We start from the raw sequence: 14,832 nt of genomic DNA on the forward strand, positions 1-14,832 counted from the left end.
TGTCCCACTAGTCGAGCTCGTCGTCGCCGCCGACCTGCTCGAGTACGCCGAGCGCGGCCGGCATGACCTCCTCCTCGCTGCGATGGAACGGGTAGGCCACCTTCTTCGTCTTGGGGTACACGAGCGCGCCGCGCTCCTTGAGCTTGAGCGCAACCGGACGCGCGACCTCGAGCCCCTGGTAGACCAGTCGCCCGTTGGCAAGCGACACGCTCGCGCACCCCAGCCGCTGCGCGCGGATCCGCACGCGCGCCCGATCGAAGAGGTTGCGCCCGGCGAGCGGCAGCGCGCCAAAGTCCTTCTCGCACTCCTGCTGCAGCTCGTCGATCTCGGCTAGGTCGACCGCCGCGGCGAGGCGCCGGTACGCCAGCACGCGCTTGTCCACGTCGGGCAGGTACTCCTCGGCCAGGAAGAAGTCGGCCGGCAGGTTGATGGTGACCTCGGCCTGCTCGACCTCGCGGGTCTCGCCGCGAGCCTCGGCCACGGCCTCGCCGAGCATCTGCGTGAAGAGGTCAAAGCCCACGCTGGAAAGGTTGCCGTGCTGCTCGGCGCCCATGAGCGAGCCGGCGCCGCGAATCTCGAGGTCGCGCATCGCGATCTTCATGCCCGATCCCAGGTCCTGATACTCGTTGATGGCCGTGAGGCGGTCGGTGGCCTCCGGCGTGAGCGAGACCTCGCCCGGGAACATGAAGTAGGCGTAGGCCTGCACCCGCCCGCGGCCCACGCGACCCTTGAGCTGGTAGAGCTGCGCCAGACCCAGGCGCTGGGAGTCTTCGATGATCAGCGTGTTGGTGCGCGGATTGTCGATGCCGCTCTCGATGATCGTGGTGGCCACCAGGACGTCGACCTCGTGCTCCTGGAAGTGCAGCATCACGTCCTCGACCTCGCGGGCGCTCATCTTGCCGTGCGCCACGCCCACGCGCGCCTCGGGCGCGGCCTCCATCACGCGCTCGACCGCCTCGTCGATGGTGTGCACGCGGTTGGAGACGTAGTAGACCTGGCCCTTGCGCGCAAGCTCCTCGCGGATGGCGGCCGAGACCAGGTCCGGGTCCCACTCGCCCACCGTGACCTTGACGGGCAGGCGTCCCGGCGGCGGCGTCATGATGAGGCTCATGTCGCGCACGCCGCTCATGGCCATCTGCATCGTGCGCGGGATGGGCGTGGCCGAGAGCGTGAGCACGTCGACCTGCTCGCGCATGTTCTTGAGCTGCTCCTTGTGCTGCACGCCAAAGCGCTGCTCCTCGTCGATGATAACGAGGCCCAGGTCATAGGGGTTGACGTCGGCCGAGAGCAGGCGGTGCGTGCCAATGAGCACGTCCACCGAGCCGTCCGCGAAGCCCTCGAGCGCCCGGCGCTGCTGGGCCGGCGTCACAAAGCGGGAGAGCACGCAGACCTTAAGGTCAAAGGGGGCAAAGCGCGAGAAGAACGTCTCGAAGTGCTGCTGCGCCAGGATGGTGGTGGGGCAGAGCACCATCACCTGCTTGGAGTCCTGGCAGCACTTGAAGGCCGCTCGCAGCGCCACCTCGGTCTTGCCAAAGCCCACGTCGCCGCAGAGCAGCCGGTCCATGGGACGGCGCGCCTCCATGTCCGCCTTGATGTCGGCGATCGCCGAGCGCTGGTCGGGCGTGAGCTCGTAGCTAAAGCTCGCCTCCATCTCCTCCTGGACGGGGGTGTCCTGCGAGAAGGCGTAGCCCGGCACGGAGGAGCGGCGCGTGTAGAGGTCCACCAGGTCGAAGGCGAGCTTCTTGGCCGAGCGGCGAGCCTTGCCCGTGGCACGGGACCAGTCGGCCGTGTTGAGGCGCGTGAGGCGCGGGCTCGCGCCGTCGGGACCCACGTAGCGCGTGATGCGGTCGACCTGCTCGAAGGGCACGTAGAGCTTGTCCCCGCCCGCGTACTCCAGCAGGAAGTAGTCGCGCTCGCGGCCGGCGACCTCCTGGCGCACGATCTCGGCAAACAGAGCGATGCCGTGCGTGGCGTGGACCACGTAGTCGCCGGGCTTGAACGGGAAGGTCACACTCGTGGGGTCCACGCGGCGCGCGCGGCGGCGGTTCTTGGCCGTGCGGGCGGTGAGGTCGGAGACCGAGAAGACAGCGAGGCTCGCCGTCGGGATCACGATGCCGGCGGGCACGGGCGCGTCGATGAAGGTGACGCTGCCGCGCTCCAGGGGCGGTGCCTGCGGGTCGTTGTTCTCGGCAGACGTGCCGAGGGACTCGACCACGGGGATTGACTCGTCGGTGAAGCGCAGCTCGAGCGACTCGCGGGCCGCGCGGTCCGGCACGGCAAAGAGCACGGCGGCGCGGTCCGCGACGAGCTGGCGCACGCGGCCGAGCAGCTTTGCGTCGGACCCGGCAATCTGGGGCTGGCGAACGGCGAGCTCGGCGGTGGCCGCGCCTGTGCCGGCACGAAGGATGGACGAGAAGGACAGGCGCTGCTGGCTGCCAAAGTCCAGCTCGCGCGGTGAGGTGTAGAGGCCCTCCAGCGGGATGCGCGCCGCGCCCGCCGCGGCGGAGAGCTCGTCGTAGGCGCGCATGCAGTCGTCGAAGAGGGCGCGCGGCTCGGCGAGCACCACGAGGGTCTCCTGGCTGATGTGCTCGAGGGGGCTCGACGTGGAGCCGTAGAGCTGGGGGAGGTAGCGCTCGAGGCTCGGGTCCGCCGCCCGCTGGCGAATGAGCTCGAGGTCGGCGGCCGTCTTGCTCGACTCCTGGGCCGCCTTGTAGAGCGCGCGCTCGGCGCGGGCGACGGTCTCGTCCGTGAAGGCCATCTCGCGGCACGGGGCCACGGTCACCGCGTCGAGCTCGCCGATGGTCTGGCCCGTTGAGGCGACCATGCGGCGCACGCGGTCGATCTCGTCGCCAAAGAACTCGATGCGCACGGGGCTTGCGGCCTGCGCGGGAAATACGTCGACCGCGTCGCCATGCACGTGGAAGGAGCCCGGGGCGTCGACCTCGCCGTTGTCCGCATAGCCCATGCCCACGAGCAGCGCGGGCACGTCCTCGAAGGGGACCTCCTCGCCCACGGCGAACGTGCTCGACGCAAAGTATCCGCTGCCCTTGGGCGGGACGCGGCGCAGGAGGGCGTGGGCGGAGGCCACGACGACGCAGCGCTCGCCGGCGGCGAGGCGCGACACGGCCCGACAGCGCGCTCCGATCACGGCGTCGTCGGGGGTGGCGTCCGCCCAGGGACGGTCCCGGCGCTCGGGGTAGCGCGAGACGCTGTCCTGCCCGAGCCACGCCGCGAGCGCGCGGGCCGTGCGGTCGGCCGCCTCCTCGCCGGAGACCACGAGCAGGCACGGGCGCGGGTCGCGCGCCCAGAGGGCCGCGAGCGCGAGCGGGCGGGCCGACTGCGCGACGGCGAGCGTGGCGTCATGCCCGGCGGCAAGCTCGCGCAGGAGCGGGGCGAGCTCGGGCGCGCCGAGCAGTTGGCGAGAAACGCGGTCGATGAGCATGGGGCGGACTCCCTCTGCATGACTTTGGGCCGGCGCCCGGTGGGGCGTCGGCTGCGACGGGTGGTTCTTCTCGCCCCATTGTAGCGAGCGAGACGTGGTCTCACAGGTTCTTCTTGGCAGGGCTTGGCCGTTGCCGCCCATACGGGAAACGGGACCGCGGAGAAGAGCGTGCCGCCTCGCACCGGCCCCGCCTCCACTCGAAACGGCATCTGGGCAGAGGGCCGGCGGGCGTCCAACCCGAACAGGCCAGTGAATTGCGCGCGTTCACAACATATACCCAAGAATACTTTGCTAAAGAATTGTTTGGTAAAATATACTACGGTAACATCGAGAAAGGTGGGACAGTGTTCATCGGGAGAGAGCGTGAGCTCGCACTGCTGCACAGGCGCTACGAATCTGGCGGCTTTGAGTTCATCGGGCTGTACGGCCGCCGCCGCGTGGGAAAGTCCGCCCTCTTGAGTGAGTTCACGCGAGACCTGCGCTGCGGCTGGTGCGCCGCCGTGGAGGACGACGCCGCCATGAACCTGCGCCTCCTGAGCCAAGCCGTGTGGTCGCTTCAGAACCCAGACGCCAGCCCCGAGAGCGCCCCCGTCTATGCTGACTTCCGGCCGGCGCTCGAGGCGGCCTTTGATGCGACGCGCGAGGAGCGGGGCGTCCTTGTGATAGATGAGTTTCCCTATCTTGCCAAGTCAGACACGAGCTTTCCCTCCGTGTTGCAGACGGTCATTGACCGCAGGAAAGACCGGTCACAGCTGTTTCTCGTGCTCTGCGGCTCCTCTCTTTCGTTCATGAAGGAGCAGCTGCTGAACAAGGAGAGCCCGCTCTACGGACGGAGCACGGCCCAGATTGAGCTCAGGCCCTTTGACTTCTTTGACTCCCTGAGGTTCTTCCCGCACATGACGCCTGAGGATGCCGCCGCGATCTATGGCATGGTGGGAGGCGTGCCGCTCTATCTCCTTCAGTTTTCAGAAGAGAGGGGGCTCTCGGAGAACATCGCGGACGCGTTCCTTGACCCCAGCTCCATTCTCTACGAGGAGCCCGAGAGCCTGCTCAAGCAGGAAGTCAGCAAGGTGGCGCCCTATAACGCCGTGGTCTCGGCAATAGCAGGGGGAGCCTCGCAGCACAACCAAATCGCAACGAGGGCGGGCCTCTCGACAGCCGCGCTTGACTACTACCTCAAGGAGCTCGCGCGCATTGGCCTGGTTGAGCGAGAAGAGCCGATGCCCGCGCGCGGGGGGCGCAAGGCGGTGTGGCGGCTCTCCGACAGCCTCTTCAGATTCTGGTATCGCTTCATCCGGCCATATCGCGCCCTCATCGAACGCGGCCTGGGTCAAACGGTGGTCGCCCGCATCGGAGAGGGCCTACCCGAGCATCTGGGACCCGTCTTTGGGGGAATCTGCCGCGACTGGCTCTGGCGTCAGCTTGCGCAGGGACGCCTGCCGTTCCCCATGACCGACGTCGGTCGGTGGTGGGGCAACGATCCCCAGGCGCGCTGCGAGGCGGAGATCGACCTCGTTGCAGTTGACGGCTCACAGACCGTCATGGTTGGGGAGTGCAAGTGGCGGGGCGAGCCCATGGGAGCCGATCAGCTTCTCAAGCTAGACCGCCACGCCCATCTCGCGGGGGCCAACAGTGCGGACGCACGATGGGCCTTCTCGCGCTCCGGGTTCACGGCCGGCTGCGATGAGACGGCACGCGAGCTTGGCGCCCGCCTCGTGACGTTTGACGAGATGTGCGAGGGCGTGTCGCGCCCCCGCTGAGGCCAAGACGCAAACTAGACGATATGTGGGGAGCGGCAGGAACCCCACATATCGTCTAGCGCGGGCAAGAAGGACATCAGCGAGGTGCGGACTTCTAGCCCGCGCGGCCCGCGTCATCCCCCGCGCGAAGCGTCGCCAGCTCGCGCAGGCGCTCGGACGCGGCGTCGACGTCGGCCCACTCGGCCTGCCAGGACCAGTTGCCCTCGGCCACGCCGGGCACGTTCATGCGCGCGGCGTCGTCCAGGCCCAGCACGTCCTGCAGCGGCACGATGACCACGTCGGCCTCGGACGCGAGCGCTCGCCGCTCGAGCTCGTCGGCAAGCTCCACGGCCTCGTCGCCCTCGACGCCAAAGCGGCTCTCGCAGAAGCCCACGAGGGTCTGGTTGTCGTGCGTGCCCGTGTAGCAGACGGTCTCGGGCCGCGGCGCGTAGCCCTCGCGGACGTCGCCGTCGGAGAACTGGACCACGTCCATGCCCGGGATGCCCGTCGCGCACACCAGGGCACGCACGGCCGGCGTGATGGCGCCGAGGTCCTCCGCGATGAACGGCAGCGGGCCAAACTGGCGATGCGCGGCCTCGAAGAGCTCCATGCCCGGGCCAAACGCATACGAGCCCTCGCTCGCGGGCTTGCCCGCGGGAATCGAGAAGTACGACGAGAACCCGATGAAGTGGTCGAGGCGCACGTAGTCGTAGAGCGCGAGCGCGCGGCTGAAGCGGCGCAGCCACCAGCCGTAGTTCTGCTCGCGCAGGATGTCCCAGCGGTAGGTGGGGTTGCCCCAGACCTGGCCCTCGGGCGCGAAGGCGTCGCCGGGGGCGCCGGCCACGCGGCGGGCGTGCCCGTACTCGTCCAGGTCGAAGATGTCCGGCTCGCTCCAGACGTCGGAGGAGTCGCCCGAGACGTACATCGGCATGTCGCCCACGATCTCAACGCCGCGCTCGCGCGCGTACTCGCGAAGCTCGTTCCACTCGCGGTCGAACTCGTACTGCAGGCGCTTGTGGTTCTCGGCCGCCATGGCGATGCGGGGGTTGCGCGTGTGGCTCGGGCTGTAGTGGCGGTAGCGCGCCGGCCACGTCTGCCAGGGCGCCCCGCCCAGCACCTCCTTGATGGCGCAGAAGATCGCATAGGGCGTGAGCCAGTAGTCGTTCTCGTTGCAGAACTGGACGTAGTCCTCGTCGTTGCCGATCTTCTCGAGACGCCTGAGAACCGTCTCGACGTCGTCCTCGAGCAGCGCGACGTTGCCGGCGAACGCCGAGACGCCCGCGTAGGGGGAGCCGTACTCGTCCGTGGGGTTGACGGGTAGGACCTGCCAGTAGGTCTGGCCGCCCGCGGCGAGCCAGTCCACGAAGCGGCGCGCCGGGGCGCCGAGCGTGCCGGGACGGCCGTCGTTGGGGACGGAGGTGATGTGACAGAGCACGCCCATCCCGCGCTCGAGCGGCTGCTGCAGGCGCTCGGAGCGGTGGAAGTGGAGCACCGCCGTGCCGAGCGGCCACAGGAAGATCTCCGCCTGGCCGTTTGCGACCTTGGGCGTCTGGCCCGAGATGACGTCGGCGACGGCGTCGCCGATCATCGGCACCTTCACGGCGTGGGCATTGGAGAGCGACCCGTTGGCCAGGACGCAGACCGCCTCGCCGTCCTTGCGGCGCCAGAAGCCAAAGATGTCCTCACCGGAGGCGAAGGGCTCGAACTCGCCGTCCACAAAGAGCGGCAGCGTCCGGCGCGCGGCGATGGCGTTGCGGTAGATGCTGGTGCAGTCCGCGCGGCCGCCGTCCCAGGGGAAGGGCGCGCGGTTGTAGGGGTCGCGGAAGCCCTCGACGCCGCGCTCGTCGCCGTAGTAGACGCACGGCACGCCGGGAAGCGTCATCTGGAGCAGGGCCACCACCCACAGGCGCGCCATGGCAAGACCCGCCTGGTCGTCCGTGAGACGAAAGCCCGCGCGCTCCTCCTCCGGCACCGAGTCCGGGTCGGGGGCGCCGCCGAGCATCGTGAACAGGCGCTCGCGGTCGTGGCTGCCGATGAGGTTGAGGGCGGAGTAGAAGTTGTCGCGCGGGTAGTTCTCGCGCAGCTGCTCAAGACGCGCAGCAAGCTCGGAGGCCCCGATCTCGCCGCGTATGAAGGCGAGAAGCCCGGTTCGCAGCGGGTAGTTCATCGTCCCGTCGAGCTCGGCGCCCTGGAAGTACTGGCGCAGCTTGCCGTAGGCGAGCTTGTTGGAGGCGTCCTCCCAGACCTCGCCTATGAGCACGCCGTCGGGCTTCTCGGCGAGAAGGGCGCGCTTGATCTGGGCGATGAACTCGTCGGTGAGCTCGTCGGCCACGTCGAGGCGCCAGCCGCGCGCGCCGGAGCGCAGCCACCGGCGAATCACGCCGTCGCGCCCGCACACGAGCTCGTGGAACGGCTCGCAGTCGGCGCGGAAGCTCGGGAGGTTTTGGTCGCCCCACCAGCCGGCGTAGGTGCCGTCGTCGTTGAAGGTGAACCAGTCGCGGTACGGCGACTGCTCGCCCTGCCACGCGCCGGGCTCGCGGTAGGTGCCAAAGCGGTTGAAGTAGCGCGAGTCGGCGCCGCAGTGGTTGAAGACGCCGTCCAAGATGACGGAGATGCCGTGCTCGGCGGCGTCCACGCACAGCGCCCTGAAGCTCTGCTCGTCGCCGAGCATGGGATCGACGCGCAGGTAGTCCGCCGTGTCGTAGCGGTGGTTGCTCGCCGCCTCGAAGATGGGGTTGAGGTAGAGCACCGTCACGCCGAGGCTCTCGAGGTAGTCCAGCTTCTCGCGGATGCCCTCGAGCGTGCCGCCGTAGAAGTCCCAGTGAGCGATGCCGCCGTCCTCGGTGCGGGCGTAGGTCGGCGGGGTGTCCCAGTCCTCCACGAGCTCACGGCCGGGGCCGCCCTTGCGGTGCACGGCAAGCGAGGCGGCGGCGCGCTCGCGCCAGTCCTCGCCGCGCGCGAAGCGGTCGGGGAAGATCTGGTAGACCACGCCCTCGCGATACCACCGGGGCTGGTGGGGGCGCGGCTGGTACACCGTGATCTGAAACGACGGCGGGTCGCCGTAGGTGAAGGCGCCCTCGCCGGTGGTCCAGCCCTCGCGGGCGCCGTAGCGCCACACGGCGCCGTCGCTCGCCTCGATGTCGAAGTTGTACCAGACGACGCCGGTCGTCGCCGGCTTGTAGCTCGCCGTGAAGCGCAGGTGGTCGCCCTCGTTGGCGCCGCGCATCTCGATGAGCTGCTCGCCCTGCGCGTCGGTCCAGACGCGCAGGGTGCAGAAAACGACGTCGTCGCCCCATACGTCGATGCTCAGCGAAACGGTGCCGCCCAACTGGACGGCACCGAAAGGACTTCTGTACTCAGGCTCTGAGGTTACGTGACGTGCTTTCAAGCGCTACCTATCTCTTCTCTTGTTGTACCTGATGATCTCCGGGTGAAGACCGTGGTAGATGTCCATGTAGTCGTTCGCGGCGCGACGCCAGCTGAAGTCGGCGTCCATCGCCTGAAGCATGAGCTTAGTCCACGCGTCCTGATCCGTCCAGAAGATCTCGCAGGCGCCGAGAAGGGTGTCGGCCATCTCGTCGGCGTTCATGTTGGCAAACGAGAAGCCCGTGCCCTCGCCCGTGTACTTGTTGTACGGGGTAACCGAGTCGCGCAGGCCGCCGGTCTCGCGCACGACCGGGAGGGTGCCGTAGCGCATGGCGATCATCTGGGAGAGGCCGCACGGCTCGAACTCGGACGGCATGAGCAGGAGGTCGCCGCCGGCGTACATGCGGTGAGAGAGCGCGTTGTCAAAGGCGATGCGCGCGCACATCTGGTCGCCGTACTTGGCGTCGAAGTAGCGGAACGCGTCCTCGTGGTCCTTGTCGCCCGTGCCCAGGATCGCAACCTGGACGCCGCGCTGCATGAGGTGGTCCATCGCGTAGCGCACCAGGCCCAGGCCCTTCTGATCGGTGAGGCGGCCGATGGAGACCACGAGCGGGCGCGTGGGATCTTGGGCGAGGCCCAGCTCCTCCTGCAGCGCGCGCTTGCACTCGGCCTTGTTCTCGAGCTCCTTGGCGGAGTAGTTGGCCGGGATCATCGGGTCGGTCGTCGGGTTCCAGATGGTCTGGTCGATGCCGTTCAGGATGCCGCTCAGGACGTCGCAGCGACGGCGGAAGATGCCGTCGAGGCCCTCGCCGTAGAAGGGCATCTGCAGCTCGTTGGCGTAGCTCGGGCTCACCGTGGTGAGGTAGTCCGCGTAGCAGAGCGCGCCCTTCATGTAGTTGACCGAGTCGCGGTCGCAGTAGAGCTGGTCGCGGGCCGCGGGGATGTGGGCGAGGCCGAGGACCTCCTCGAGGACCTTGTCGCTGTACTGGCCCTGGAACTTGACGTTGTGGACCGTGAAGATGGTCTTGACGTTGGCGCACTGCGGGATCTGCTGGTAGAACTCGCGCAGGAAGACGCAGCACAGCGCCGTCTGCCAGTCGTTGCAGTGCAGGATGTCGCACTCGAGCTCGGGGACCTTGGCGATGGCCTCGCAGATGGCCTTCGAGAAGAATGCGAAGCGCTCGCCGTCATCGAAGTAGCCGTAGAGGCCGTCGCGCTTGAAGTAGGCCTCGTTGTCGATGAAGTAGAAGTCGAGGTCCTGCAGCGTGAGCTTCTCGATGCCGCAGTACTCGTTGCGCCACGCGAGCGGAACGTAGAAGTCCGCGACGTGCTTCATCTGGTCCTTGTACTCCTGCGGGATGCTGGCGTACTTGGGCATGATGACGGCGGCACGGGCGCCGGCGTGCTTGAGGGCGCGGGGCAGCGAGCCCGCGACGTCACCCAGGCCGCCCGTCTTGGCGAAGGGCACGGCCTCGGAGGTGGCGAAGAGCACGCGAATCTTCCTGCGCTTTGCTTGTGTGGACACGTCCATCCCCTCGATCCTAGTCGCGAGCCTTTTCCTTGATCAGCACGTCCTCGGGGGTGCCCCTCAGCTCGGTGCCGGCGGGGACGACGTTGCCGCGGTCGACGATCGCGTTCTCGACGCGAGCGCCGCTCTTGACGACGCAGCCCTGCATCACGATGGAGTTGCGCACCGTGGCGCCCGCCTCGATGATGACGTTGCGACCGAGGATGGAGTCGCTGACGTTGCCGTAGATGCGGTCGCCGGATGCGACGGCGGAGTGGCAGACGTGGCTGCCGACCTCGAACTTGGCGGGCGGCGTGTCGTGGGTCTTGGTCTTGATGAAGCGCTCCTCCACGAAGAGCTCGCCGGTGATGCGCGGGTCGAGCAGGTCCATGTTGGCGCGGAAGTAGGCGCGCTTGTTGAAGATCGGGGCGACGTAGCCGTCGAAGTCGTAGGTGCGGACGTTCACGCGACCAAAGTCACCGGTCATGGCCTCGAAGAGGTCCAGGTAGTCGGTCGCCGCGTACCAGTCGAACATGTCGAGCAGCAGGTGGCGATTGATCACGAAGCAGTCCAGGAACATCGTCTCGCCAAAGGCGGTGCCGTGGTGGACGCCGCAGACGCGGCCGTCCTCGACGTCAAAGGCGGTGACGTCGGGGTCCTTCTCGGAGGCCGTCTTGGTCAGGACGGTGATGTCCGCGCCGGAGGCCTTGTGGGCCTCGTAGACCTTGTCGAGGTCGATGTTGTAGACAAAGTTGGCCGTCGAGAAGAACACGGCGTCGGAGGTGCTGCGGGTGAAGTAGGCCTTGTTGTGGACCAGGTCGCGCAGCAGGAAGCGGGCGCCGGTGCGGGACGTGCCGAAGGCGGAGCCGGGCAGGATGAACAGGCCGCCGTTCTTGCGGTCGAGGTCCCAGTCCTTGCCGGAGCCAACGTGGTCGATGATCGAGCGGTAGTTGTACGGCATGACCATGCCCACGGTGCGGATGCCGCAGTTCACGAAGTTGGAGAGCGCAAAGTCGACGAGACGGTAGCGGCCGAAGTAGGGCAGCGACGCCATCGGGCGGCTCTCATTGAGCGGGCTGGACTCCTTGGCGGAGTAGTTGCAGGTAATAAGGCCGATGACCTTTTCCATGATTAGTTCTCCCCCTTCCCGACGACCACGTCGTTGCCGATGACGGCGGTGTCCTTGGTGGTGTCGACGCTGCCGACGCTGACGTTCTCCTCGACCGTGGAGTTCTCGCCCAGGATGGCGCGCACGACGTTGGCCCCGTCCTTGACGACGGCGCCCGGGAGCAGCACGGAGTCGATGACCGTGGCACGCTCGCCAACGTAGGCGTCGGTCGAGAGGATGGAGTGCTTGACGGTGCCGTAGACCTGGCAGCCGTTGGCGACGAGGCTGTCGTCGATCGTGGCGTCCTTGCCCACGAACGCAGGCGGGCGCGTGGAGGCGTTGCTCATGATCGGGAAGGTGGTGCTGAAGATGTCAAAGGCGGGGTTGGGGCCAAGAAGGTCCATGCTCGTCTCGTGGTAGCTCGAGATGGTGCCAACGTCGCGCCAGAAGCCCTCGAACTTGTAGGTGAACAGGCGCTTGCCGTCGGCCAGGAGCTTGGGGATGATGTCTCCGCCAAAGTCGTGGCTGGAGTTCTGGTCGTTGGCGTCCTCCTTCAGCGTCTCGACGAGAAGGTCGGCGTTGAAGATGTAGATGCCCATGGAGGCGAGGTTTGAATCGGGCTGCTTGGGCTTCTCGGAGAACTTGGTGATGCGGCCGTCGTCCTCGGCGGTAAGGATGCCAAAGCGGGAGGCCTCCTCCCAGGGCACGGGCATGACCGCGATGGTGAGGTCGGCGTTGTTGGCCTTGTGCGTGGCGAGCATGTCGTCATAGTCCATGCGGTAGAGCTGGTCGCCGGAGAGGATGAGGACGTACTCGGGATCGTTGGTCTCGATGTAGCCAAGGTTCTGGGTCACGGCGTCGGCCGTGCCCTCGTACCAGGCGCCGCCGGTCTGCGTGGCGTAGGGGGGCAGAATCGAGACGCCGCCGCCGCGCTCGTCGAGGTTCCAGGCCTCGCCGGTCCCGATGTAGCTGTGCAGCAGGTACGGACGGTACTGGGTCAGGACGCCCACCGTCGTGATGCCCGAGTTCGCACAGTTGGAGAGCGCGAAGTCGATGATGCGGAACTTGCCGCCGAACGAGACCGCCGGCTTGGCGACGTTGCTCGTCAGCGCACCGAGTCTGCTGCCCTGACCGCCTGCCAGGAGCATTGCGATGCACTCTTTCTTGCTCATTCCCCCACTCCTTTCACAGCCATTGCATGGGGGGCCGTCGGGCCCCCCAACACGTACACCTAAATGTGCCAGATGTCAGCCATGTACTCACGAATTGTTCGGTCAGAAGAGAAGTATCCGGCCTTGGCGGTATTGTGAAGGGCCGACTTGTTCCATGCGGCGCGGTCGCCGTAGAACTCGGTCAGCTCGCTCCACGCCTGGACGTAGGAGTGGAAGTCGCGCATGACCAGATCCGGGTCGTTGTCGACCATGAGGTAGTCGTGGATGCTGTCGAAGTTGCCCGAGAGGCGCGCGAGCGTGCCGTCGGTGAGCATGTCCACGATGCGGCCGAGGTGGTCGCGGTCGGAGTTGTACATGTCCCACGCGTAGTAGCGGCCCGAGGCGCGAAGCGCGTCGACCTCGTCGGCGTGCAGGCCAAAGATCTTGATGTTCTCGGGGCCCACGAGCTCGGAGATCTCGATGTTGGCGCCGTCGAGCGTGCCGAGGGTGATGGCGGCGTTCATCATGAGCTTCATGTTGGAGGTGCCGGAGGCCTCGGCGCCGGCCACGCTAATCTGCTCGGAGATCTCGGCCGCGGAGTAGATGAGCTGGGCGTTGGAGACCGCGAAGTTGGGCACGAAGGCGACCTTGATCTTGTCGTTCACGCGCTCGTCGTTGTTGATGACGTCGGCGACCGAGTTGATCAGGCGGATGACCTCCTTGGCGAAGGTGTAGCTCTGGGCCGCCTTGCCGGAGAAGATGAACGACGTCGGGCGCGGGTTGTAGCTCGAGTCGGTGATGAGGCGGTTGTAGATGTCGAGCACCTTGAAGACGTTGAGGAGCTGGCGCTTGTAGGCGTGGAAGCGCTTGACCTGGACGTCAAAGACCGTGTTGGTGTCGAGCACCACGCCGGAGGTCTGCTTGACGTAGGCGGCCAGACGCTCCTTGTCGGCCTTCTTGGCGACCTCCATGCCCTCGAGGAACGAGGCGTCCTGCTCAAAGGGAACGAGCTTCTCGAGCTCCATGGCGTCGTCGAGCCAGCCGTCGCCGATGGCCTCGGTGATGAGCTTGGAGTAGGACGGGTTGGCCTCGCACAGGAACCGGCGGTGGGTCACGCCGTTGGTCTTGTTGTTGAAGCGGTGCGGCATCATCTCGTAGAACTCGTGGAAGACGGTGTCCTTGAGGATCTGCGTGTGCAGCGCGGAGACGCCGTTGATCGAGTGCGAGAAGATGATCGAGAGGTTGGCCATGCGGACCTGGCCGTCCCACAGGATCGCGGTCTTCTCGAGGACGCTGGTCCAGTTGCCGTCGTTGGGCGAGAGGTGCGTGGAGAGGTTGTCGCGGTAGCGGCGGTCGATCTCGTCGATGAACATGTAGAGGCGCGGCAGGAGGTTGCGGAAGGTGTTGATCGGCCACTTCTCCAGCGCCTCGGGCATGACCGTGTGGTTGGTGAAGGAGATGGTCTCCTTGCAGATCTGATAGGCCTCGTCAAAGCCCACGCCCTTCTCGTCAACGAGGATGCGCATGAGCTCGGGGCCGCACATGGCGGGGTGCGTGTCGTTGGTGTGGATGGAGACGCGCTTGCCGAGGTTGGCCCAGTCCTGGCCAAACTCGCGCTCATAGGTGCGCAGGATGGTCTGCAGGCCGGCGGAGACGAAGAGGTACTCCTGCTTGAGGCGCAGCATCCGGCCGTGCTCGCCCGCGTCGTTGGGGTAGAGGATCGTGGAGATGGCCTCGACGTCGGAGCGGAACTTGTTGGCGCGGGCGTAGTCGCCGGCGTTGAAGGCGTCGAGGTCGAAGTCCTCCGTGTAGGGCTCGGCCGACCACAGGCGCAGCTTGTTCACGACCTTGCCGCCAAAGCCCACGATCGGCACGTCATAGGGAACGGCGCGGACGATCTCGCCACCCTCCTGGGTGAACCAGAAGTGGCCGTTTTCCTCGTGGCGGACGACCTGGCCGCCAAAGCGCACGAGCACGGAGCTGCCGTCCTTGCGGGTCTCCCAGGGAAATCCGTTGGCGAGCCAGTTGTCCGTGCGCTCGACCTGACGGCCGCCCTCGATGTACTGGCGGAAGAGGCCGTAGCGGTAGCGCATGCCGTTGCCGTAGCCGGCGATGCCCTCGTGGGCCATGGAGTCGAGGAAGCACGCGGCCAGACGGCCCAGGCCGCCGTTGCCCAGGCCCGGGTCGACCTCCTGGCGGCAGATCTCCTCGAGGTTGGCGCCCATGGACTCGACGCCCTTGGCCACGAGGTCACGGATGCCGAAGTTGATCAGATAGTTGTCGAGCAGGGGGCCGAGGAGGAACTCGAGGGAGAAGTAGTAGACCTTCTTCTCCTCCTTGGTGTGCGAGCTCGTCTGGATGGCGCGGGCCTTGCTGGCGATAAGCTCGGCGAGCACGTAGAACTGCTCCTGGCTGCTGCACTCCTCGAACTTGGAGCCGTACTTCGTCATGCAGGCCTCGCGATACTGCTCGATGAAGTCCTGCTCGTTCTCAAAGATCTTCTCGGTAGTCAAAACATC

General features: G+C 66.9%; 7 protein-coding genes. 1 reads left to right on the forward strand and 6 read right to left on the reverse strand.

Annotation, left to right across the window (positions count from 1 at the left end):
* Positions 1-7: 7 nt before the first annotated feature.
* Positions 8-3,442, reverse strand: a complete 3,435-nt coding sequence (mfd, locus tag NW198_RS06730) for a transcription-repair coupling factor (protein WP_258340499.1) — start codon at positions 3,440-3,442, stop codon at positions 8-10.
* A 344-nt stretch (positions 3,443-3,786) separates the two neighbouring features.
* On the opposite strand from mfd, the gene NW198_RS06735 reads away from it, so the two are divergent.
* Positions 3,787-5,202 carry an ATP-binding protein gene (locus tag NW198_RS06735; protein WP_258340500.1) on the forward strand — a complete coding sequence of 472 codons (1,416 nt, stop codon included), beginning with the start codon at positions 3,787-3,789 and terminating at the stop codon, positions 5,200-5,202.
* Positions 5,203-5,296: 94 nt separating this feature from the next.
* Here NW198_RS06735 and NW198_RS06740 read toward each other — a convergent pair whose 3' ends face one another.
* From NW198_RS06740 to NW198_RS06760, 5 genes are all read right to left on the reverse strand, one after another.
* Complete coding sequence (locus NW198_RS06740) at positions 5,297-8,509, reverse strand: 4-alpha-glucanotransferase (RefSeq protein WP_258340501.1); 3,213 nt, start codon at positions 8,507-8,509, stop codon at positions 5,297-5,299.
* Positions 8,510-8,572: 63 nt separating this feature from the next.
* Positions 8,573-10,078 (reverse strand): glycogen synthase GlgA, encoded by a 1,506-nt coding sequence (gene glgA / locus NW198_RS06745; RefSeq protein ID WP_204204621.1) that lies wholly within the window; start codon positions 10,076-10,078, stop codon positions 8,573-8,575.
* Between the two features lie 10 nt (positions 10,079-10,088).
* Positions 10,089-11,183 carry a glucose-1-phosphate adenylyltransferase subunit GlgD gene (gene glgD / locus NW198_RS06750; protein WP_087314633.1) on the reverse strand — a complete coding sequence of 365 codons (1,095 nt, stop codon included), beginning with the start codon at positions 11,181-11,183 and terminating at the stop codon, positions 10,089-10,091.
* Between the two features lie 2 nt (positions 11,184-11,185).
* Positions 11,186-12,334, reverse strand: a complete 1,149-nt coding sequence (locus NW198_RS06755) for a glucose-1-phosphate adenylyltransferase (protein WP_258340502.1) — start codon at positions 12,332-12,334, stop codon at positions 11,186-11,188.
* A gap of 59 nt (positions 12,335-12,393) precedes the next feature.
* On the reverse strand, positions 12,394-14,826 hold the full coding sequence (locus NW198_RS06760; RefSeq protein ID WP_258340503.1) for a glycogen/starch/alpha-glucan phosphorylase: 2,433 nt from the start codon (positions 14,824-14,826) through the stop codon (positions 12,394-12,396).
* Positions 14,827-14,832: the final 6 nt, after the last annotated feature.

The sequence above is a fragment of the Thermophilibacter sp. ET337 genome, assembly GCF_024733715.1.
Taxonomy (GTDB): domain Bacteria; phylum Actinomycetota; class Coriobacteriia; order Coriobacteriales; family Atopobiaceae; genus Thermophilibacter.

What these genes read in the sequence shown, in the direction of transcription:
- NW198_RS06755 (WP_258340502.1), bottom strand. Translation starts at nt 12,334, where the DNA reads ATGAGCAAGAAAGAGTGCATCGCAATGCTCCTGGCAGGCGGTCAGGGC.
- mfd (WP_258340499.1), bottom strand. Translation starts at nt 3,442, where the DNA reads ATGCTCATCGACCGCGTTTCTCGCCAACTGCTCGGCGCGCCCGAGCTC.
- glgD (WP_087314633.1), bottom strand. Translation starts at nt 11,183, where the DNA reads ATGGAAAAGGTCATCGGCCTTATTACCTGCAACTACTCCGCCAAGGAG.
- glgA (WP_204204621.1), bottom strand. Translation starts at nt 10,078, where the DNA reads ATGGACGTGTCCACACAAGCAAAGCGCAGGAAGATTCGCGTGCTCTTC.